The sequence below is a fragment of the Curtobacterium sp. Curtsp22 genome (assembly GCF_059492135.1).
In genome coordinates this window covers 3,273,409-3,292,379 of the sequence record NZ_CP168519.1, presented here as the reverse complement: position 1 = coordinate 3,292,379, position 18,971 = coordinate 3,273,409, and the positions used below count along the sequence as shown (strand labels likewise).

Below are 18,971 nucleotides of genomic sequence, written 5' to 3'. Positions count from 1 at the left end.
CCATGAGCACCACCGCTTCCCGTGCGGGCCTCGCGGCCCCGGACCTGTCCACCCGCACGCTCACCACCTCCGGCGACGGAGGCCGCCGTCGCCGCCACCAGGGCAGCGTGCGCCACCCGCGCGACACCGCCGTGAAGCGCACGCTGTACGTCATCGCCGGGGTCGGCGCGACGCTGGTGTTCGGCGTCCCGCTCATCTGGTCGATCCTGAGGGCCTTCCAGTCCGAGGCCGTCATCACGCAGGCGGCCGACCCGGCGACGTTCTTCCAGCTCGGCTGGCAGAACTTCGCCGCGGTCTTCAGCCCCTCGTCGCACCTGCTCACCGGCGTGGTGAACTCGCTCGTCGTGTCGATCGCCACGGCCGTCCTGACCGCCGTGATCGCGACGATGGCCGGGTACGGGTTCGCCCGGTTCCGGTTCCGTGGTTCCGGCATCGTCTTCGGGCTGGTGCTGCTGACGATGATGGTGCCCTTCCAGGCGATCCTCACGCCGCTGTACCTCGAGATGAACGCGATGAAGCTCACGAACTCGCTGCTCGGGCTCGTGCTCTTCTACACGACGGTGAACCTGCCGTTCGGGGTGTTCGTGATGCGGAACGCGTTCGAGTCGATCCCGACGGAGCTCGAGGACTCGGCGTTCGTCGACGGCGCCTCGCGCTTCCGGGTCGTCGTGTCGGTGCTGCGGCCGCTGCTGCTGCCCGGTGCCGCGACGGCCGCGCTGTACGCGTTCCTGGCGTCGTGGACGGAGTTCCTCGGGGCGCTGACGTTCCTCACGAAGGACTCGCTCTACACGCTGCCCGTCGCGCTGCTCAACCTGCAGACCGGGGCGTACGGGCAGGTGTCGTACGGGAACCTCGTGGCCGGGTCGGTCGTGGCGATGATCCCGTGCATCGCGCTGTACGTCGGGCTGCAGCGGTTCTACGTCGCCGGGCTGTCGTCCGGCGCGCTGAAGGGCTGACGGTCGGGTCAGCCGGGCGGCGCCGTCCTCGCACCGTGCGGGGGCGGCGCGCCGCGCGCGGGGGCGGCCCCGAGCGGGCGAAGAACGTCACATTCGGCCCGCACACCCGGCCTGTTCTGCCCGCTCGACGACGAACCCGCGGCGAGTCGTGCCCGCTCGGCGAACCCACGAACCCGCGAAGCCGCGCCCGCGCCGCGCGCCGCCGCGCCCTACGCGCTCCGGCGCACCACGAGCTCGGGCACGAGCAGCGTCTCGTCCCGCGGCTCCCCCTCGACGAGGGCCCGCACGGTGTCGAGCACCCGCTCCCCCATCGCCCGGAAGTCCTGCCGCACGGTGGTGAGCGGCGGCGTGAAGTGCGCCGCCTCTGGAACGTCGTCGAAGCCCACCACGGCGATGTCGTCCGGCACCCGCAGTCCCTCGTCGGCGAAGGCGTGCAGGACCCCGAGCGCCATCTGGTCGTTCCCGGCGAAGACCGCGTCGACCGTGTGCACGTCGATCGTCCGGGCAGCCGCGAACCCGCTCGCCGGGGTCCAGTCGCCGTCGAGCACCACGGGCTCGAGCCCCGCGTCGCGCATGATCCGCTCGTAGGTCACCCGGCGGACCTCGGACTCCTGCGAGACCGCAGGGCCGGCGATGTGCACGATCCGGCGGTGCCCGCGGGCGAACAGGTGCTCCATCACGAGCGAGGTCCCCGCCGCCTGGTCGATCGCGACCGCCGCGACGCTCGGCGCCACCGGGGCCCTGGCCGCGTCCCGCTGCACGGCGTTCGCGACGACGACGGGCACCGAGACCGGGACGGTCAGCGAGGCGAGGGCGTCGAGCACCCGGTTGTCGGCGGCGACGAGCACGATGGCGGCGACGTCCTGGGCGAGCAGCGTCACGAGGGCGTTCGACAGGTCGACGGGGCGCGGGTCGTCGGGCAGCGTCGAGAGCAGGACGTGGTAGCCGGCGGACCGGGCTGCCCGCTCGAACCCGATGGCGGTGCTCGACGGTCCGTACAGCGCGTCCCCGGCGGTGATGATGCCGAGCGCCCGACTGCGCCCCCCGGCGAGCGCCCGGGCCGCGGCACGGGGCCGGTACCCGAGCTCGGTGACCGCGTCGGACACCTGGGCGCGGAACTGCTCGCGGACCGTCGGGTCGCCGTTGATCACCCGCGAGACGGTCTGGTGGGAGACGCCCGCGCGCTCGGCGACGTCGAAGATCGTGGGTGCCTTGCGACGTTTGCCGCCGGCGTCCCCGAGCGCGGTCGTGGTCGTCACGTCGCCAACCGTACCGCGCAGTCCGGCCGACGCGACAAGATCGCGAAACGGTCACGGTGAGTTGACACCCCGTCACGGAACCCCCAGTATGTGAGCGCTCACACGAGCAAATCCCTCGGGGCACAGCAGCCCCGGCACCGAGCGCGTCGAGGTGGACGCGCAGGAACAGAGGTACTTCGATGATGAAGCGCAAGATCGTCGCTGGCGTCGCCGCCCTCGGCATCGCCATCGCACTCGCCGGCTGCTCCGCCGGCGGACGCGCGTCCACCGACGGTGGGAGCGGCAGCGGGGACAACAAGGGCGCCCTGGTGGGCGTCGCGATGCCGACCAAGGTCTCGGAACGCTGGATCAAGGACGGCAACGCCGTCAAGAGCGACCTCGAGAAGGCCGGCTACAAGGTCGACCTCGAGTACGGCGACAACAAGGTCCAGCAGCAGGCGCAGCAGGTCAGCAACATGATCACGAAGGGCGCGAAGGTCCTCATCATCGCGTCGATCGACGGCGGCGCGCTCTCCGACCAGCTCGACGCCGCCGCCAAGGCCGGCATCAAGGTGATCTCCTACGACCGCCTGCTCACGGGCAACAAGAACGTCGACTACTACGTGTCGTTCGACAACGAGAAGGTCGGCGTCGACCAGGCGACGAGCCTGCTCACCGGCCTCGGCGTGCTCGACGCGGACGGCAAGAAGACCGGCGAGAAGGGCCCCTTCAACATCGAGGTCTTCGCCGGCTCGCTCGACGACAACAACGCGGGCTTCTTCTTCGACGGTGCGATGAAGACCCTCAAGCCGTACCTCGAGGACGGCACCCTGAAGATCCAGTCCGGCCAGGACCAGCTCTCGCAGGCCGCGACGCAGCAGTGGGACCCGGCGACCGCCAAGGCCCGCATGCAGAACCTCATCGCGAAGTCCTACTCCGGCGGCACCACGCTGAACGGCGTGCTCTCGCCCTACGACGGCATGTCGATCGGCATCATCTCGGCGCTCCAGGGCGCCGGGTACGGCTCGAGCGACCGCCCGCTCCCGACCATCACGGGACAGGACGCCGAGCAGGCCAGCGTGAAGTCGATCATCGCCGGTCAGCAGTACTCGACCATCTACAAGGACACGCGCAAGCTCGCCAAGCAGTCGGTCACCATGGCCGAGGACCTGCTCACCGGCAAGAAGCCCGAGGTCAACGACACGAAGAGCTACGACAACAAGGTCAAGGTCGTCCCGACCTACCTGTTCCAGCCGACCGTCGTGACGAAGGACAACTACAAGGAAGTCCTCGTCGACTCGGGCTACTACACCGAGGCCGACCTCAAGTAGGACGCAACCCATCTGTCGGACTGGAGGCGCGGGTCGACGCCGCCCCGCGCCTCCAGTCCGTCACCACCCGCGCGCCCACGCGCGGACGACGAAAAGGCGGTCCCACATGGCGGACACCATCCTCGAGATGCGTGACATCACCAAGACGTTCCCCGGGGTCAAGGCGCTGCAGGGGGTCTCGATCGAGGTCGAGCGCGGCCAGGTCCACGCGATCTGCGGCGAGAACGGCGCCGGCAAGTCCACCCTGATGAAGGTGCTGTCCGGGGTCTACCCGCACGGCTCCTTCGACGGCGAGATCCTCATCGACGGATCCCCCGTCGAGTTCGGCGACATCAACGGCTCGGAAGCGGCCGGGGTCGTGATCATCCACCAGGAGCTCGCGCTCAGCCCGTTCCTGTCGATCGCCGAGAACATCTTCCTCGGCAACGAACAGTCGAAGGCCGGGTTCATCGACTGGAACAAGACGAACCTCGCGGCCGCCGAGCTCCTGCAGCGCGTCGGCCTCAAGGACAACCCGGTCACGAAGATCGTCGACATCGGTGTCGGCAAGCAGCAGCTCGTCGAGATCGCGAAGGCCCTGTCGAAGCGGGTGAAGCTCCTCATCCTCGACGAGCCGACGGCGGCGCTGAACGACGACGACTCGGCGCACCTGCTCGACCTCATCCGGTCGCTGCAGGCCGAGGGGATGACGGCGATCATCATCAGCCACAAGCTCAACGAGATCAAGGCGATCGCGGACAAGGTCACGATCATCCGCGACGGCAAGACCATCGAGACGCTCGACATGCACGCCGACGACGTCTCCGAGGACCGGATCATCCGCGGCATGGTCGGTCGCGACCTGTCGAACCGGTACCCCGAGCGCGAGGACCCGCAGATCGGCGAGGAACTCCTCCGCATCGAGGACTGGACCGTCCACCACCAGCTCGACGCCTCGCGCGAGATCATCCACCAGGCGAACCTCTCCGTCCGCGCGGGCGAGGTCGTCGGCATCGCCGGGCTCATGGGCGCCGGACGGACCGAGCTCGCGATGAGCGTGTTCGGCCAGTCCTACGGCACCGGGATCAGCGGCACCGTGTACAAGCGCGGCGTCCCGATCAAGACCCACACGGTGTCGCAGGCGATCGACAACGGCATCGCCTACGTCACCGAGGATCGGAAGCGCTACGGGCTCAACCTCATCGACGACATCAAGCGGAACATCTCCGGGTCGGCGCTCGGGAAGCTCGCGAACTGGGGCTTCGTCAACGCGTCCGAGGAGACCACCGTCGCCGGGCAGTTCCTCCGCAGCCTCAACATCAAAGCGCCGAACGTCGACGTCGTCACCGGGAAGCTCTCCGGCGGCAACCAGCAGAAGGTCGTCCTGTCGAAGTGGATGTACGCCGACCCCGACGTGCTCATCCTCGACGAGCCCACGCGGGGCATCGACGTCGGCGCGAAGTACGAGATCTACACGATCATCAACCAGCTCGCAGACCAGGGGAAGGGGATCATCGTGATCTCCTCCGAGCTCCCCGAGCTCCTCGGCATCTGCGACCGCATCTACACGCTCTCCGAGGGCACGATCACCGCCGACGTGCCCCGCTCCGAGGCCACGCCCGAGGCCCTCATGCAGTACATGACCCAGGAACGGGAGACCCCTGTCAATGAACGCGCTTAAGTCCGCCGCCGGCTACCTCACCGGGCAGCTCCGACAGATCGGCCTGTTCATCGCGCTGATCGTCATCGTCATCTTCTTCCAGGTGACGACGAACGGCATCACCCTCGCCCCGATCAACGTCTCGAACCTGATCGTCCAGAACAGCTACATCCTCATCCTCGCCATCGGCATGGTGATGGTCATCATCGCCGGGCACATCGACCTCTCGGTCGGCTCGGTCGTGGCCTTCACCGGCGCCATGGCCGGTGTCATGATCACGCAGTGGGGCCTGCCCTGGCCGGTCGCGGTCGTGCTCTGCCTGGTGGTCGGCGCCCTCGTCGGTGCCTGGCAGGGGTTCTGGATCGCCTACTTCGGGATCCCCGCGTTCATCGTCACGCTCGCGGGCATGCTCGCGTTCCGCGGCGCCGCGCAGATCGTCCTGCACAACCAGCAGATCTCGCCGTTCCCGGAGGGCTTCCGGTCTCTCGGCTCCGGCTTCCTGCCGTCGTTCGGCACCACCGGGTACGAGCCGCTGACGATGATCCTCGGCTTCGCGGCCGCGATCGTCCTCGTGATCACGGCGTTCCGCGGTCGTGCCACCCGGCGCAAGTACCAGCTCGAGAGCGAGCCGTTCGCCTGGTTCATCACGAAGCTCGCCTTCACGGTCGCGCTCGTCATCTACGTGGCGCTCCTGCTCGCGAGCTACAACGGCACCCCGATCGTGCTCGTCGTGCTCGGTGCGCTCGTGGTGATCTACTCGGTCGTCATGCGGAGCGCGGTGTTCGGCCGCCACATCTACGCGATCGGCGGGAACGCCCTCGCCGCCCAGCTGTCCGGTGTGAAGACGAAGCGGGTCACGTTCCTGCTCTTCGTCAACATGGGCGTCATCTCGGCGCTGGCCGGCGTGGTCTTCACCGGGCAGCTCAACCTCGCGGCTCCGGGTGCCGGCAACGGCTTCGAGCTCGACGCCATCGCCGCGGTGTTCATCGGCGGCGCGGCCGTCACCGGTGGCATCGGGACCGTGCCGGGAGCGATCGTCGGTGGTCTCATCATCGGCATCCTGAACAACGGCATGTCGATCCTCGGCATCGGGACCGAGTACCAGTCGCTCATCAAGGGCCTGGTGCTGCTCGCCGCCGTCGCGTTCGACGTGTTCAACAAGCGCCGGGCGGCGTCCGCGCGCAAGTAGCGCGGGCGCGCGCGTCGCCCCCGAGACTCGGCCTGGCGGACACCTTCGCGGCATCCGTGCCGCGGAACTGTCCGCCGGGCCGAGTCTCGGTTCAGTGGGCGGCCGTCAGGACGGCCCAGGCGGCGGCCTGGAGGCGCAGGCTCCCGTCCCCGACGTCGGCTCCGCCCGCCTCGACGCGCGTCGCACCCGCCGTGGGCAGGTCGACGGGATCGGGCGACAGGTTCAGGGCGGTCACCACCGCTCGCTCCGCGGTCGCGGTCCGCAGCACGATCGCGGTGTTCGTGAGGTGGACGACGTCGGTGTGGGCGCGGTGCAGCCAGGGCTCGCGGCGACGGAGGGCGATGAGCGCCTCGTACGCGTGCGTGAGCTCCACGGACTCGGGCGGAGCGGCCGGGAACTCCGGGCGGACGGCGTCGTCCCCGCCGACGCGCTCCTCCTTCACCCCCGTCCAGCCGTACTCGTCACCGGCCCAGACGCTCGGGGTCCCGGCGACCGTGAAGAGGACGGCGGCGGCGTGCCCGGCGAACCGCTCCCCCACGGCGCTCGCGATGCGCGTCACGTCGTGGTTGCCGACGAACGTGCTCGGTGCCTGTGCGGCCAGCAGTTCGTCGTGCCGTTCGACGGCGTGGGCGAGCTCGAAGCAGTTCCGGTCGGCGATGCCGTGCCAGATGCCCTGCCAGAGCTCGTACTGCGTGGTGGAGTCGACCGTCGAGGCGCGGACGAACGCAGCCGTGTCGCCGTGGATGACCTCGCCCGTGAACCAGGCGTCCGGGAAGCGCTCCCCGACCCGCGGCAGCACCCGTGCCCAGAACGCCGTCGGCACCGCGTAGGCCGCGTCGAGTCGCCAGCCGTCGACGCCCCGTGCGAGCCAGTGCGTCATCACCTCGACGACGAGGTCCTCGGTGGCGCGGCTGCCGTGGTCGAGCGCGACCAGGATGTCGTGCCCCTCGAAGAGTCCGACCGGCACGTCGTCGCCGGGCGACCAGCCTGCCCGGTCGATCGCGAACAGATCCGCCGTCGGCGCGTCCGGGCCCTGCTCCTCGACGGCGCGGAAGGCCGGGTGCTCCCGTCCGACGTGGTTGAACACCCCGTCGAGCAGGACCCGGATCCCCCGGTCGTGCGCGGCCGTGACGAGCCGGTCGAAGTCGTCGTCGTCACCGAGCCGCGGGTCGATCCGGAAGTGGTCGACCGTGTCGTAGCCGTGCGTCGAGCTCGTGAAGACCGGACCGAGCAGCAGCCCGTTCAGCCCGAGGTCCACGACGTGGTCGAGCCAGGGCTCGATGCGGCCGAGCCGGTGGTCGACGGGGCGTTCGTCCACGGGGGTGTCCGGCCGGACGTCGGCACCGACGAACCCGAGCGGGTAGACGTGCCACCACATGACGTGCTCGACCCAGGCGGGCTCGGCGGGACGCTCGGGTGCGGTGTCGGTGTTCACCGACCCGATGCTGCCAGCCGTGCCTGGGCTGGGTGCGAGACCGGACAGCGGGGACAGGATGGTCGCATGGGACGAGCGATCAGGACCGAGGCGGACGCCGCCGCGAACGAGGCGGAGCACGCCGATCGGACGTGTGTGTCGTGCGGCCGCCGGATGCCCGGTTCCGCCGCCCCGGATGCGAAGTACTGCTCGGCCGCGTGCCGGAAGCACGGCGTGGACGAGACCGACCTCGCGCTCGAACAGCGCATCGACGAACTCCTCGCCGCACGGGCCCGCACGTCCAGCATCTGCCCGTCCGACGCCGCCCGGGCCCTCGACCCCGACGGCTGGCGTGACCTGATGGAACCCGCCCGGCGTGCGGCGCGGCGGATGATGTCCAGAGGCGAGGTCGAGATCACCCAGCACGGCAGCGTCGTCGACCCGTCCACCGCCAAGGGCCCGATCCGTATCCGCCGACCGCGCTGACATGGACGACCGCCTCATCACGGCCACTCGCCGCGCCGATCACCTCGCTGCCGTCGGCGGCACGGTCATCGGCATCTCGCAACAGGCCGCCCTCGCCGGACTCTCCGTGTTGTGGACCGCACTCGGCGCCGTCGGGATCACCCGGCCCGCGGAACTCGTCTGGACGATCATCGCAGCGATCGGTGCAGTGCTCACCGTCACCGTGTGGATCCGCGCCCGCCGGACCAGGGCCCTGCTGCCGTTCTTCCTCACCGCTCCCGAGCGGCCGCTCGCGGTCCTCACCCCGGCGCAACGTCGCGAACTCCGACGGCAGTTGCGGCGACCGGGCACCGTCACGGAACCGTACGCGGGACTCGTCCGGAGCATGATCGACTGGCAGCGCCGATCGTCGCGTGCCGCCGTCCCGGTGCTCGTCGGGGTGTTCCTCAGTCTGGTCGGGCTCTCCGGTTCGGTCGCGATGACCAACGGGACGGCTGGATGGTCCTTGATGGTCGGCCTCCTCGCCGTCGCCGTGTTCATCACCGTGGTCAGTCGTCTCGAATCGCGGCGTCAACTGCTCGTCCGGGAACAAGCACAGCACGACACGTGTTGAGCACCGGGATGACCCTCGACGACACCGCCGCACAGTCCCCCGACCGTCTCCGAGCCCTCGTGGTGGGTGCCAGCGGCATCACTGGATCGGCGCTCGTCTCGCACCTGCTCGACCTCGGGTGGGAGGTGACCGCACTCTCCCGCCGGCCCCTCGCCCGCGACGGTGTCCGCACCGTGGCCGCGGACCTGCGCAACCCGGACTCGCTGGGCACTGCCCTCGCCGACGAGCGCCCGACCCACGTCTTCTTCACCGCCTGGCAGCGGCAGGACACCGAGGCCGAGAACATCCGCGTGAACGGCGGCATGGTGCGCGACCTGCTCGCCGCCCTCGCCCACGCGCCGCTCGAGCACGTCGCCCTCGTCACCGGGCTGAAGCACTACCTCGGCCCGTTCGAGGCGTACGCCGCCGGCGAGATGCCCGACACCCCGTTCCACGAGGAGGAACCGCGCCTCGACACCCCGAACTTCTACTACGCCCAGGAGGACGAGCTCTTCGCCGCCGCCGACCGCCAGGGCTTCACCTGGTCGGTGCACCGCTCGCACACCGTGATCGGCCACGCGGTCGGCAACGCGATGAACATGGGGCTGACGATCGCGGTGCAGGCGAGCCTGGCGAAGGAGCTCGGTCTGGACTTCGTGTTCCCGGGCAGCGAGGCGCAGTGGAACGGCCTCACCGACATGACGGACGCCGGCATCCTGGCCGAGCACATGGTCTGGGCGTCGACCACGCCCGAGGGTGCCGACGAGGCGTTCAACATCGTGAACGGCGACGTGTTCCGCTGGCGCTGGATGTGGCCCCGGCTCGCCGCCCACCTCGGTGTCGACCCGGCGCGGGTCGTGGGGTACGAGGATGCGCCGCGTCCGCTCGAGGAGCAGATGGCGCCGCACGAGGCTGCGTGGGCCGACATCGCGGAGCGCCACGGCCTCGTCGAACCCGACATCGCCCGGCTCGCCTCGTGGTGGCACACCGACGCCGACCTCGGTCGCGCGATGGAGGTCGTCACCGACATGGGCAAGAGCCGCGACGCCGGTTTCACCGCCTTCCGTCGCACCGAACGCGCCTTCGCCGAGCTGTTCGACCGCTACCGGGCCGACCGACTGATCCCCTGATCCGTACCCCGGTGGAAGTATTCGGGGTACACGAACCTGCGGCCCGGCCGCGAGCCGCGCTGCTGGCCCTGGTTGTCTTCGTGGCACAGGCCCCGAGGACCCTCGGCGGTCCCCGGAGGAAGGAAGACACCATGTCGCTCGGAGACAAGGCGAAGGACGTCACCCAGAAGGTCGTCGGCAAGGTCGAGGAAGCAGTCGGCAAGCACACCGACGACGACGAGCTCAAGCACCAGGGCCAGAAGGACCAGGTCATGGGCGAGGGCCGTCTCGAGACCGAGAAGGCGAAGGACCACCTCGACGGTCACTGAGCCCATCGCACCACGCAACGCCCGCGCCCGACGGCGCGGGCGTTCGTCGTCTCAGAAGGCGTAGCGGATGCGGCAGCTCGGCAGGTGCTCCGCGACGAGTTCCCGGAACCGCTCGACCAGCTGCCCCTTCATCCCGGAGCGGTAGCGGACGTTGACCGCGCCGTTCTGCGACACCTTCTGCTCCTGCAGGTCCGGGCGCCACAACAGGTCCTCGGCCTTCGGGTGCCAGCCGAGGTTGACCTCGTGCAGGGGCTCGTTGTGGGTGAGGAAGATGACCTCGGCCGCGAGCTGCGCCTTCGCCGCCGGGGAGAGGACGTCGTCCACCTGACGCAGGAGGTCGGCCCAGTCGGACTCCCACGTCGGGGTCAGGATGACGGGCGAGAAGTTGAGGTGGACCTCGTACCCGGCGTCGACGAAGTCGTTCACCGCGGCGATCCGCTCGGCGATCGGGCTGGTGCGGATGTCGGTGACCTTCGCGGTGTCGTGCGGCATGAGCGAGAACCGGATGCGCGTGCGCCCCATCGGGTCCCAGTCGAGCAGGTCGCGGTTGACGTACTTCGTCGCGAAGGAGGCCTTGGCCGTCGGTGACATCCGGAACAGGTCGCAGAGGTCCCGCACGTTGTCGCTGAGCATCGCGTCCACCGAGCAGTCGCTGTTCTCGCCGATGTCGTAGACCCACGCGTCCGGGTCGCACTGGTTCGGTTCGGTCTTCGGCCCCTGCTTCGCGATGTTGCGGGCGACGTGCTTCGTGATCTGGTCGATGTTCGCGAAGACCGTCACGGGGTTGCTGTAGCCCTTGCGCCGCGGGACGTAGCAGTAGGCGCACGCCATGGCACAGCCGTTCGCCGTCGACGGGGCGATGAAGTCCGCCGAGCGCCCGTTCGGCCGGGTCACGAGCGACTTCTTCACGCCGAGGACGAGCGCCTCGGTCTTGATGCGCACCCACCGCTGGACGTTCCGTTCGTCGCCGTGCACCTCGGGGATGTTCCAGTGCGACTCGACGGGGACGATCTCGGCGTCGGGCCACTGCCCGACGACCTCCTGCCCGCGCTGGAGCCCGAGGGCTGCCGGCTCGGCGTAGATCCGGCGGACGTCGAGCAGGGCGCGGGTGCGGGGTTCGGGCATCACCGCCGTTCTACCGCCCACCCCTGACAGACTGGCGGCATGACCGCGACGCCCGACGACCACTTCTTCGTGGTCGACGGTCGGCGGTGGCGACGGACCGACCCGGCGCTCCCCGAGGACGTCGCCGCAGCACTCCGGTCGCACCTCGGTCGGGGCCGCAACGCCGTCAAGCAGGCCAAGCACTCCGGCGACGAGGACGCCCTCGCCGCAGCACGGCACCGCAACGGCCTGGCGAAGCACGGGCTCGGCGAACGCGGACCCGAGTGGTGGACCCGCCCCGAGGCCGACCGGATCGCCGACGCCCGAGCGGCCCTCGCCGACCTCGACGCGCTCGACACCGATTCGCCCGACGCCTCGAGCCGGCCGCTGCCGTGAAGACCATCCGGCCGCCGCGACTCGACCGCGTGCTCAACATGATCGTCTTCGGTCCCGTCGGCATCGGGACGGGTGCCGCGGTTGCTTCGGTCGCCTTCTCACGGGGCTCGTCAGCCCGGGTCTTCGTCTTCGTCCTGGGTGTCGTGTTCGCTGCGATCGCTACCTGGGTGTTGGTCCGGCTCCCGCGGCTCGGCGTCCAACTGTGCGGAGACACGCTGCGGTACCACGGCTTCCTCGTCAGCTGGTCGGCGCCGCGCGACGGCATCACCACGGTGCTCGACGACGCGTTCGTCGAGTGGCGCGATGACGGCGGCACGGAACACCGGCGGCAGATCTGGATGCTCACGCAGGCGTGGGAGGACGACGGCACGAAGTTCGCGCCGCTGTGGCGCTGGCGACGTGCGGCCCTGCTCGAGGTGCGGGCGTGGGCCGAGGCTCGAGCAGTCTGACTCCCGGAACGGTCAGGGCCGGTAGTCGTCGGGCTTGTTCGGGGTCGGACTCGGCGGCGCTCCCGCACCGACGATCCCGCCGGAACCGAACGAGGTGAGCACCCCCGCCAGGACGTGGAGCACGGAGACGACCACGCGCCCCACCCACTGCAACACCCGCACCATCGCATCCCCCTCGGCTGCTCGGACTCCAGCGAATCCTAACCCGGTCAGCCCTCCGTGTGCCCGAGGTCCGGCTCGACCCGCAGGCACACCGACCGGGACGCCGCGGCGTGCAGTTCGAGGACGACGACGTCGTTCCTCCCGGCGCGGAGCACCGGTCCGGGGACGGCCAGGGTGCGCTGCGGTCCGCGGGACCAGTACCGGCCGAGGCAGAACCCGTTCACCCAGGCGACACCCTTCCGGAACCCGTCGAGGGCGAGGTAGCGGTCCCCTGCCTCGGCGAGGTCGAACGACCCCGTGGCGAACACCGGTCCCGCCAGCACGTCGCCGTCGGTCGGCAGGGCGTCGGCGAGGATCGTCAGCGCGGCCTCGGGCAACGGGTCGAGGGCCAGGGGCGACGCCGTCCACCGGGCGAGCGGGACCCCGTCGAGGGTGATCCCGCCGATCAGGCCCTTCGGCTCGCCGATGCGTGGGCCGTAGTCGACGCGGCCCTGGTCCTCGACGAGGAGCTCGAGCGTCCCGGTGACCGGGGGCAGGGCGATGGCGCGGTCGTGGTGTTCCCGTTCGAGGACCCCGATGACGATCCCGTCCACGGAGACGACGGCGCGGTCACGCACCTCCTCGCCGACGGTGAGCACGCCGCCGGACGGCAGGTCCACCTCGGTCCGGTACAGTACGAACCCGCTCGCAGCACCGAGGGCGTCGAACGTCGGCGGGGTGTCGTGCGCGGACCACGACGTGAGGGATGGCAGCAGGGCACGCAGGGGTGTGACGCGGTCGAGGCGGACGGCGACGTCCGAGGCGGGGGCGAGCCGCGCCTCCTGGCCCGGAGCCGACCCGACGGGACCGACGGGTCCGACGGGACCGACGGACCCGAGCCGGCCCGACCCACCGGGCCGCATCGCAGCGGGCAGCGGCGGCACGGGCGCGTAGCGCTCGATGACCGAGCGGAACGCGTGGAACTTCTCCGTCGGACGCCCGGCCTCGTCGAGCGGTGCGTCGTAGTCGTACGACGTCGCGATCGGGCGGTACATGCCCTTGTCGTTCGCGCCGTTCGTGAAGCCGAAGTTCGTGCCGCCGTGGAACATGTAGATGTTCACCGAGCCGCCGGCGGCGAGCAGGTCGTCGAGGTCCGACGCCGAAGCGGCGGCCGGCGTGGTGTGGTGGTGCTCGCCCCAGCTGTCGAACCAGCCGTCCCAGAACTCGGAACACATCAGGGGGCCGGTCGGCTGGGCCTGTCGGAGCCGTGCGAGCCGTTCGACGGAACGCGAGCCGAACGACCCGGTCTTGTGCAGCGAGGGCAGCGAACCGTCCTCGAGCATCGTGCCCATCGGCTGGTCGACGCTCGTGAACGGCACGGTGAGGCCGATCGCCCGGTGCATCTGCTCGAGCTTCGACAGGTAGACGGGGTCGGAGCCGTAGGCGCCGTACTCGTTCTCGACCTGCACGAGGACGATCGGGCCGCCGTTGTCGATCTGCCGCGGGACCAGCACCGGCGCCAACGCCTCCAAGTACGAGGAAACTGCTGCGAGGAACCCCGCCTCGTCGCGGCGGACCCCGACCGTGCCGTCGGCGAAGAGCCAGTACGGCAGGCCGCCGTTGGTCCACTCGGCGCAGATGTAGGGACCGGGGCGGACGATGGCATGCATGCCCTCGGCGGCGACGAGGTCGAGGAAGCGGCCGAGGTCGAGACCGTCCTCGAAACTGAACGAAGCAGGCGACGGCGCGTGCGCGTTCCAGGCGACGTACGTCTCGATGGTGTTGAGCCCCATCAGCTTCGCCTTGCGGATCCGGTCCGCCCACAGGTCGGGGTGGACACGGAAGTAGTGGATCGCGCCGGACAGGATCCGGTGCGGCTCGCCGTCGAGCAGGAAGTCGGTGTCGCCGATGGCGAAGCGCATGGGGGAACTCTTTCAGGAGACGGGGCCGTGCGGAAGGTTCCGCACGGCCCCGGGTCGAACTGGTGTGGTGACTACTTGGACGAGACCGTGAAGCCCTGGTCCTTGCCGTACTTCGCGAGGGCCTTCTGCCAGGCGGCGAGACCGCTCTCGAGCGAGGTGCCGTTCTCGTACGACTGGCCGACGGTGTCCGCGTACACGCTGTTCGCGTACACCTGGTAGGGCAGGTAGGTGAAGTCGTTGTCGGACGACTTCGACGCGTCGACGAGCACCTTGTTGATCTGCTGGCCGCCGAAGTACTCCGGCTTCTCGTCGAGGAACGCCGAGGACTCGAGGTCGGCGGTGGTCGACGGGAACCCACCGGACTTCATGAAGATCCCGGTCGACTCCTTCGAGGAGTTCAGCCACTTGAGGAAGCCCGCCGCGAGGGCCGGGTTCTTCGACTGCTTCATGACCGCCTCGGCGCTGCCGCCGTTGTTCGCGGTCTGAGCGGTGCCGCCGTCGTAGGTCGGCATCGGCGCGACGCGCCAGTCACCGCTGGCGTCGGCGACGCTCGCCTCGAGGTTGCCGGGCATCCAGGCGCCGGTGATGAGCGTGGCGATCTGACCGTTGCCGAGCTGCTTGTACCAGTCGTCGCTCCAGCCGACGGTCTTCGACAGCAGACCCTGCTCGACGAGCTGGTCCCAGGTCTTGGTCCACTTCTTCGTGCCGGCGTCCTCGAGGTTGATCGTGACCTTGTCGCCCTTCGTGGTGAAGGGCGTGCCGCCGGCCTGGGCGATCATGCTCGTGGTGAAGCCCGCGTCGCCGGAGTCGGCCGCGATGTACGCGTCCGGGTCGGCCTCGTGCAGCTTCTTGGCCGCGGCGACGTACTCGTCCCACGTCGTCGGCACGGCGATGCCGTACTTGTCGAAGACCTTCTTGTTGTAGAACAGCGCCATGGGGCCGGAGTCCTGGGGCAGCCCGTAGATCTTGCCGTCCATGTCGACCGAGTTCCACGTGCTCGTCGCGAACTTGTCCTTGAGGTCGCCGAACCCGTACGAGGACAGGTCGAGCAGCGAGTCGGACAGCGCGAACTGCGGGAGTGCGTAGTACTCGACCTGGGCGACGTCGGGGGCGCCCGAGCCGGCCTTGATCGTGTTCTGGAGCTTCGTGTACTGGTCGGCGCCGGTGCCGGCGTTGACGAGCTTGACCTTCACCTTGGGGTAGGCCTTCTCGAACGCGGCGACCTGGTCCTTCGCGGACGGGGTCCACGACCAGTAGGTCAGCGTGCCGCCGTCCTTGAGGGCCTTCGAGATGTCGTCGGACGACCCGCCGGACGAGGAGCCGCCGGAGGCGCAGGCGGCGAGGGCGACGGCTGCGGTGACGCCGATGGCGACGGCGCTGAGGCCGCGCCGGAGACGCTTGTTCATGGAGGTGCCTTTCACTTCTTCGTGGAGAGGGGGTGGAGCTGCTGTGTGTCGGGCAGGAGGTGCGTGGCGGGGCCGCTGCGTGCCTCCCGTCCGACGGATCAGGCCTTGACGGAACCGGCCGCGAGGCCGGACTGCCAGAAGCGCTGGAGGAAGAGGAACGCGACCACGATCGGGATGATCGTGAGGAGCGATCCCGTGACGACGAGGTTGTAGATCGGCTCGGCACCGGACCCGGTGGCCTGCGCGTTCCACTGGTTGAGGCCGACCGTCAGCGGGTACCACTTCGGGTCGCTCAGCATGATGAGCGGCAGGAAGTAGTTGTTCCAGGTGGCCACGACCGCGAAGAGCAGGACCGTGACGACACCGGGCGCGAGCAGGCGGAGCGCGATCGTGAAGAAGATCCGGAACTCTCCGGCGCCGTCCATGCGGGCGGCCTCGAGGAGTTCGGCGGGGATCGCGTCCACCGCGTAGGTCCAGATCAGGTACATGCCGAAGGGGCTGATGAGCGACGGCAGGATGATCGCCCACGGGGTGTTCGTCAGGCCGAACTGCGAGAAGAGCAGGAAGGTCGGGACGGCGAGGGCGGTGCCGGGGACGGCGATCGCTCCGAGGACGACGGCGAAGACCGCGCGACGGCCGGGGAACTGGAACTTCGCCATGCCGTAGCCGGCGATCGTGGCGAGGAGGGTCGCGCCACCGGCGCCGACGACCACGTAGAGCAGCGTGTTGCCGAGCCACTGCACGAAGATGCCGTCGTTGTACGTCAGCGTGTCGACGATGTTCTGCCAGAGGTTGAACTTCCCGCCGAACCACAGGCCGAAGGTCGACAGGAGCGAGGCCTGCGTCTTCGTGCTGTTCACGAGCAGGTAGAACAGCGGCGCGAACGAGTAGACGACGAAGACGATCATCACGGCCGTGAGGAGGCCGGAACGCTTCGGCTTGCGTCCGTCGACGTGCTGCTCGGCCTTCCGCTCGGCACGCCTGGAGGCGCGGCTCGACCGGGCCTGCGGGTCGCGCAGCGTCGTGGTCGCCTCGGTGACGGTGGCCGGGCCGGACGCGCCGGTCGCCGGGTGCTGCAGGGTGCTCATCGGTTCTCCTCGCGGGTGCCGCGGACCTGGACGACGTAGGCGATCACCGCGGTGATCACGCCCATGACGATCGCGACGGTGGCGGAGTAGTTGAACTGCTGGCCGCTGAAGGACAGCGAGTAGGCGTACATGTTCGGCGTGAAGGCACTGCCGATGACGTTCGGGGCGAGCGTCTTGAGCAGGTTCGGCTCGTTGAAGAGCTGGAAGCTGCCGATGATCGAGAAGATCGTGGCGATGACCATCGGGCCGCGCAGGGCCGGGAGCTTGATCGAGAAGACCGTGCGCATCGGGCCGGCGCCGTCGAGCTCGGCCGCCTCGTACAGCTCGCCGGGCACGGTGCGGAGCGCGGCGTAGAAGATCAGCATGTTGTAGCCGAGGAACTCCCACGTGACCACGTTGCCGATCGACGTGAGGACCCAGTCCGGGCTGAACGGCTGCAGCAGGTCGATGCCGAGCGCGTGGTTCGCGGTACCGGTGAGGCCGAACTGGTTGCCGTAGATGAAGCCCCAGATCAGCGCGGCGACGACACCGGGGACCGCGTAGGGCAGGAACACCGCGATGCGGAAGAAGCTCGTTCCCCAGAGCCGCGCGCTGTCGAGTGCGAGGGCGGCGACGAGCGCGAGGCCGAGCATGATCGGGACCTGCACGACGAGGAACACCGCGACCCGGCCGAGACCCGACCAGAACTTCGCGTCCTGGAAGAGCTGCACGTAGTTGGCGAACCAGACGAACTGGTTGCCGCCGATGAGCTGGTCGCGGAAGAGGCTGAGCCAGAGCGCGTAGCCGATCGGGACGATGAGCATCGCGACGAGGACGACGACGAACGGGCCGACGAAGAGCCATCCCGTGTACCGGCCGCGCGGTCTGGCGCGGCGCCGCGGTGGCACGGCCGGGGCGGTGGCTCCGGCTGCGCGCGCTTCCAGCGTGCTCATGTGACTCCCTTGTCGTGCTGTGTTCGGGTCCGTCGATGTTGACGTCAACATCGAACGGCGCGACGATAGCATGGCAACGTCAACATGCGCTAGCGTCCGGTGCAGGTCGTCGCGCTCGACGTCCACTCGCAACCGATGGGAGACCCCGTGACGACCGACCTGTCCGCCACGCGCCGGTCCCCTTCGATGGCCGCCGTGGCCGAGGCCGCCGGGGTCTCGATGCAGACCGTGTCCCGCGTCGCCCGCGGCTTCGACAACGTCTCGCCGGACACCCGCGACCGGGTCCAGCGCGTCATGGACGACCTCGGCTACCGCCCGAACCGCGCTGCCCGGGCCCTCCGCTCCGGGCGCTTCCGGACGATCGGCGTGATCATGTTCACCCTCGCGTCGTACGGCAACATGCGCACGCTCGAGGCGATCGCCGACGCGGCTGGTGTCGCCGACTTCACGATCACGTTGCTGCCGATGGCCTCCCGCACCGAGGAAGGCGTCCGCTCGGCCTTCTCCCGCCTGCACGAACAGGCCGTCGACGGCGTCGTCATCATCATCGAGTCGCACATCATCGACACGGCCGAGGTCGTGCTGCCCGACGGCGTCCCGATGGTCGTCGTCGACTCGACCGGCACCACGCAGCACCCGGCGATCGACACCGACCAGGCCGACGGCGCCCGCCGGGCCACGCAGCACCTGCTCGACCTCGGGCACGAGACCGTCTGGCACGTCGCCGGCCCCGAGTCGTCGTACTCGGCCGCCCGGCGTCTCGCCGCCTGGCAGGCCACGCTCGAGGCCGCGGGGCGCACCGTCCCGCCGGTGTTCCGCGGCGGCTGGGGCGCCGAGTCCGGGTACCGCGCCGGGCAGGAGATCGCTCGACGCCCCGAGATCACCGCCGTGTTCGCCGCGAACGACCAGACGGCCCTCGGGGTGCTCCGCGCCGCCCACGAGCTCGGGCGGCCCGTGCCGGAGACCCTCAGCGTGGTGGGCTTCGACGACTCCCCCGAGTCCGACTCGTTCTGGCCGCCGCTGACCACCGTGCACCAGTCCTTCGACGAGGTCGGGCGCCGGGCGGTCCGGAACCTCCTCGCCCAGATCGACGGGCAGCCGGTCCGCGCCGAGGCCGACCTCGTGCCGGTCCGCTTGGTGGTCCGGGCGAGCACGGCGCCGCCGCCGGCCTGACCGACCTCGCGGCCACGGCGTCCGTCACACGGTCAGCGCGCGGGGCGTACCGTGCACACGGAGCCGGTCTGCTGTCCCGGCCCCGGGTGTGCGCCACT

At 69.8% G+C, this 18,971-nt stretch carries 19 protein-coding genes; 11 read left to right on the top strand and 8 right to left on the bottom strand.

Features of this window, described 5'->3' with window-relative positions; translation table 11 throughout:
* The first annotated feature begins 2 nt into the window (after positions 1-2).
* Complete coding sequence (locus ACEN8D_RS15980; RefSeq protein WP_413399357.1) at positions 3-956, top strand: carbohydrate ABC transporter permease; 954 nt, start codon at positions 3-5, stop codon at positions 954-956.
* Between the two features lie 209 nt (positions 957-1,165).
* Here the strand turns inward: ACEN8D_RS15980 and ACEN8D_RS15975 are convergent, their stop codons facing one another.
* Entirely contained in the window at positions 1,166-2,215 is a 1,050-nt protein-coding gene (locus tag ACEN8D_RS15975; RefSeq protein WP_070418196.1) for a LacI family DNA-binding transcriptional regulator, read from the bottom strand.
* A gap of 179 nt (positions 2,216-2,394) precedes the next feature.
* Here ACEN8D_RS15975 and chvE point away from each other — a divergent pair, with 179 nt between their 5' ends.
* The 3 genes from chvE (at position 2,395) to mmsB (ending at position 6,353) form a co-directional block, all read left to right on the top strand.
* Complete coding sequence (gene chvE, locus ACEN8D_RS15970) at positions 2,395-3,525, top strand: multiple monosaccharide ABC transporter substrate-binding protein (RefSeq protein WP_261646494.1); 1,131 nt, start codon at positions 2,395-2,397, stop codon at positions 3,523-3,525.
* Positions 3,526-3,631: 106 nt separating this feature from the next.
* Complete coding sequence (mmsA, locus tag ACEN8D_RS15965; RefSeq protein ID WP_070418195.1) at positions 3,632-5,185, top strand: multiple monosaccharide ABC transporter ATP-binding protein; 1,554 nt, start codon at positions 3,632-3,634, stop codon at positions 5,183-5,185.
* Positions 5,172-6,353 (top strand): multiple monosaccharide ABC transporter permease, encoded by a 1,182-nt coding sequence (mmsB, locus tag ACEN8D_RS15960; protein WP_413398275.1) that lies wholly within the window; start codon positions 5,172-5,174, stop codon positions 6,351-6,353. Before mmsA ends, mmsB begins: the two co-directional genes overlap by 14 nt.
* 91 nt (positions 6,354-6,444) lie before the next feature.
* Here mmsB and ACEN8D_RS15955 read toward each other — a convergent pair whose 3' ends face one another.
* Complete coding sequence (locus ACEN8D_RS15955) at positions 6,445-7,788, bottom strand: alpha-amylase family glycosyl hydrolase (RefSeq protein ID WP_413398277.1); 1,344 nt, start codon at positions 7,786-7,788, stop codon at positions 6,445-6,447.
* Positions 7,789-7,854: 66 nt separating this feature from the next.
* Between ACEN8D_RS15955 and ACEN8D_RS15950 the strand changes: the two genes are divergently transcribed.
* From ACEN8D_RS15950 to ACEN8D_RS15935, 4 genes are all read left to right on the top strand, one after another.
* The gene (locus ACEN8D_RS15950) at positions 7,855-8,253 is read left to right on the top strand and encodes a DUF3253 domain-containing protein (RefSeq protein ID WP_413398279.1); all 399 of its coding nucleotides are present in this window, start codon (positions 7,855-7,857) and stop codon (positions 8,251-8,253) included.
* A 1-nt stretch (position 8,254) separates the two neighbouring features.
* Positions 8,255-8,845, top strand: a complete 591-nt coding sequence (locus ACEN8D_RS15945) for a hypothetical protein (RefSeq protein ID WP_413398281.1) — start codon at positions 8,255-8,257, stop codon at positions 8,843-8,845.
* Between the two features lie 8 nt (positions 8,846-8,853).
* A complete protein-coding gene (locus ACEN8D_RS15940; protein WP_413398283.1) occupies positions 8,854-9,954 on the top strand; it encodes an SDR family oxidoreductase in 1,101 nt (366 codons plus the stop codon).
* 131 nt (positions 9,955-10,085) lie between these two features.
* Positions 10,086-10,262 (top strand): CsbD family protein, encoded by a 177-nt coding sequence (locus ACEN8D_RS15935; protein WP_139199296.1) that lies wholly within the window; start codon positions 10,086-10,088, stop codon positions 10,260-10,262.
* Positions 10,263-10,313: 51 nt separating this feature from the next.
* Here the strand turns inward: ACEN8D_RS15935 and ACEN8D_RS15930 are convergent, their stop codons facing one another.
* Positions 10,314-11,387: a spore photoproduct lyase family protein gene (locus ACEN8D_RS15930; RefSeq protein ID WP_413398285.1), complete on the bottom strand. Its 1,074-nt coding sequence runs from the start codon at positions 11,385-11,387 to the stop codon at positions 10,314-10,316.
* Positions 11,388-11,426: 39 nt separating this feature from the next.
* On the opposite strand from ACEN8D_RS15930, the gene ACEN8D_RS15925 reads away from it, so the two are divergent.
* Both ACEN8D_RS15925 and ACEN8D_RS15920 read left to right on the top strand, forming a co-directional pair.
* Complete coding sequence (locus tag ACEN8D_RS15925) at positions 11,427-11,762, top strand: biopolymer transporter Tol (RefSeq protein WP_309780211.1); 336 nt, start codon at positions 11,427-11,429, stop codon at positions 11,760-11,762.
* Positions 11,759-12,211: a hypothetical protein gene (locus ACEN8D_RS15920; RefSeq protein ID WP_413398287.1), complete on the top strand. Its 453-nt coding sequence runs from the start codon at positions 11,759-11,761 to the stop codon at positions 12,209-12,211. The genes ACEN8D_RS15925 and ACEN8D_RS15920 overlap by 4 nt, the downstream gene beginning before the upstream one ends.
* A 12-nt stretch (positions 12,212-12,223) precedes the next feature.
* Here ACEN8D_RS15920 and ACEN8D_RS15915 read toward each other — a convergent pair whose 3' ends face one another.
* The 5 genes from ACEN8D_RS15915 to ACEN8D_RS15895 form a co-directional block, all read right to left on the bottom strand.
* Positions 12,224-12,376 carry a hypothetical protein gene (locus ACEN8D_RS15915; protein WP_309886243.1) on the bottom strand — a complete coding sequence of 51 codons (153 nt, stop codon included), beginning with the start codon at positions 12,374-12,376 and terminating at the stop codon, positions 12,224-12,226.
* A 44-nt stretch (positions 12,377-12,420) separates the two neighbouring features.
* Positions 12,421-14,274, bottom strand: coding sequence for a glycoside hydrolase family 35 protein (locus tag ACEN8D_RS15910; RefSeq protein WP_413398288.1), 1,854 nt, complete (start codon positions 14,272-14,274; stop codon positions 12,421-12,423).
* 71 nt (positions 14,275-14,345) lie between these two features.
* Positions 14,346-15,680: an ABC transporter substrate-binding protein gene (locus ACEN8D_RS15905; RefSeq protein WP_413398290.1), complete on the bottom strand. Its 1,335-nt coding sequence runs from the start codon at positions 15,678-15,680 to the stop codon at positions 14,346-14,348.
* Between the two features lie 98 nt (positions 15,681-15,778).
* A complete protein-coding gene (locus ACEN8D_RS15900; RefSeq protein WP_175473685.1) occupies positions 15,779-16,768 on the bottom strand; it encodes a carbohydrate ABC transporter permease in 990 nt (329 codons plus the stop codon).
* On the bottom strand, positions 16,765-17,700 hold the full coding sequence (locus tag ACEN8D_RS15895) for a carbohydrate ABC transporter permease (RefSeq protein ID WP_070418185.1): 936 nt from the start codon (positions 17,698-17,700) through the stop codon (positions 16,765-16,767). Before ACEN8D_RS15895 ends, ACEN8D_RS15900 begins: the two co-directional genes overlap by 4 nt.
* 186 nt (positions 17,701-17,886) lie before the next feature.
* Here ACEN8D_RS15895 and ACEN8D_RS15890 point away from each other — a divergent pair, with 186 nt between their 5' ends.
* Positions 17,887-18,873, top strand: a complete 987-nt coding sequence (locus ACEN8D_RS15890; RefSeq protein WP_217637372.1) for a LacI family DNA-binding transcriptional regulator — start codon at positions 17,887-17,889, stop codon at positions 18,871-18,873.
* Positions 18,874-18,971: the final 98 nt, after the last annotated feature.